This is a genomic window from Intestinibacter sp. (assembly GCF_022780145.1).
Taxonomy (GTDB): domain Bacteria; phylum Bacillota; class Clostridia; order Peptostreptococcales; family Peptostreptococcaceae; genus Intestinibacter.
Window position 1 is genome coordinate 1 of sequence record NZ_JALEXO010000057.1, and the last position, 2,194, is coordinate 2,194.

Sequence of the window (2,194 nt, forward strand, 5' to 3'; positions counted from 1 at the left end):
AAATGGGGATTTATTTAGATAATGCGGCGACTTCTTATCCAAAGCCAGAAGCTGTTGCAAATGCAGTATACGATTTTATGGTGAACAACGGAACTTCTTCAGGCAGAGGTTCTTATAAAAAAGCTATGCAATCAGACTACATAATTTATGAATGTCGTAAATTAATAGGAAAGCTTTTTAATTTCGACGATCCAAAGAGGGTTGTTTTTACAAGCAATATAACAGATTCCTTAAATATAGCTATGAGGGGAATTTTAAAGGAAAACGACCATGTTATAACTAGTAGCTTAGAGCACAATGCAGTATGGAGATGTTTAAAAACTCTAGAAAAAGAGAGAAATATAAAAATAGATACTGTAGAATGTACAGAAGATGGAATAACTAATCCTGAAGATTTAAGAAAGTACATAAGAGAAGATACAGCATTAATAGTATTTACACAGGCTTCAAATGTATTGGGTACAATCCAGCCTATAAGAGAAATAGGAAAAATTGCAAGAGAAAACAATATAACATTTTTAGTAGATGCAGCGCAAAGTGCAGGAGCTATGGATATAGATGTCCAAAGAGACAATATAGATATTTTGGCATTTACAGGACATAAGAGCTTGATGGGACCTATGGGTACTGGAGGACTTGTGATAAATACAGACATATATATCACTCCTCAAAAGGCAGGTGGAACTGGTGGAGATTCAGCTTATGAATATCAACCTGACTACTACCCTAACCATTTAGAAGCAGGTACTTCTAATGTAAGTGGTATAGCTGGTCTTAGAGAGGCAGTTAAATTTTTAAATAAAGAGGGAATAGAAAAAATACACAATAGAGAAAAAGAATTGACTGAATACGCATTACGAAAATTACAAACTGTAAAGGACATAGAAATCTACGGTCCAAAGGATACAGATAAAATGCTTAGTGTAATAAGCTTCAATATAAAGGACAAAAGACCAGAAGATGTAGGAGCTATACTAGATCAAAAATACGACATAATGCTAAGAGCAGGACTTCACTGTGCTCCAACTGCACATGAAATAATCGGTACGAAACAGAGGGGAACACTTAGAATAGGAATAGGATATTTTAATAAAAAGGAAGATATAGATAAATTAGTAGATGCATTAAATAATCTATAAATAAATATAAAAGGTAGGAGAAAAAAATGTATTTAGAAGAAATTAATTTAAGTTTTATACAACCATGTACAACAGATGCAAATAGAATAAGAGTAGTTGCAACTTTATCAAGGGATATTACGGAGCTTTTCCCTTATTTAAATACTTATTTAAAAACTGCAATATACAATAAAAAAGGACAAACTTTAACATATAATTACGGACCTAAAATAATAGTGCTTACAGCAAATGATGTCAAGGTATCTAAATTGTTAAACGAAACAGATGCATTTGAAACCTTAGATTACATAAAGGATTTTGTAAACGACTGTTACGACAAAAAGGACAGCATAAAGCCAAGTGATGAAAAACGTAATTTACCGAGTCCATTTGATGTATATGAGGTACTTCCAAGATTAAATTGCGGTAAATGTGGTGAAGCTACTTGTATGGCATTTGCTGCTAAAATGGTAGCTGGAAAATACAAGCCAACTATGTGCTCACAAGTAACAGCGAAGGGCAATGAAAAAATGAGAGAAGAGCTTGAAAACATATATTTAACTTTAGGATATGAAGTTTAATATTACGATAAAAAAAAATTTGAAATTATTGAAAAAATTGATTAAAAATAGTAAAATTGTTGTAGAAAATGTTTTAAGATTATTTCTATGGGTATATATTAAACATAAATTTAAAATTAAATATTTTAATAAAAATATAAATATATTTAATAGCAAATAAACTTTTAACAAATTTATAATATTTAGGAGGAATTTAACTATGAAAAAATGGGTATGCCAAGTATGTGGATATATACATGAAGGAGAAACTGCACCAGCAGAATGTCCAGTATGCCATGTAGGAGCTGAAAAATTTGAAGAAATGAAAGGCGAAATGGTATGGGCTGACGAACACAGAATAGGTGTTGCTAAAGGAGTAGACGAACAAGTAGTAGAAGATTTAAGAGCTAACTTCACAGGAGAATGTACAGAAGTAGGAATGTACTTAGCAATGAGTAGACAAGCAGATAGAGAAGGATATCCAGAAGTAGCAGAAGCATATAAGAGAATAGCTTT

General features: G+C 31.7%; 3 protein-coding genes. All 3 read left to right on the plus strand.

Going from position 1 to position 2,194, the window contains the following annotated elements; genetic code table 11:
* The coding region (locus tag MR593_RS02155) for an aminotransferase class V-fold PLP-dependent enzyme (protein ID WP_290686526.1) at positions 1-1,139 on the plus strand (1,139 nt) is incomplete at its 5' end.
* Between the two features lie 26 nt (positions 1,140-1,165).
* Positions 1,166-1,699: a (Fe-S)-binding protein gene (locus tag MR593_RS02160; protein WP_290686528.1), complete on the plus strand. Its 534-nt coding sequence runs from the start codon at positions 1,166-1,168 to the stop codon at positions 1,697-1,699.
* A 199-nt stretch (positions 1,700-1,898) separates the two neighbouring features.
* Positions 1,899-2,194 (plus strand): rubredoxin-like domain-containing protein (locus tag MR593_RS02165; protein WP_290686530.1); only part of this gene is annotated, 296 nt, incomplete at its 3' end.

What these genes read in the sequence shown, in the direction of transcription:
- MR593_RS02160 (WP_290686528.1), top strand. Translation starts at nt 1,166, where the DNA reads ATGTATTTAGAAGAAATTAATTTAAGTTTTATACAACCATGTACAACA.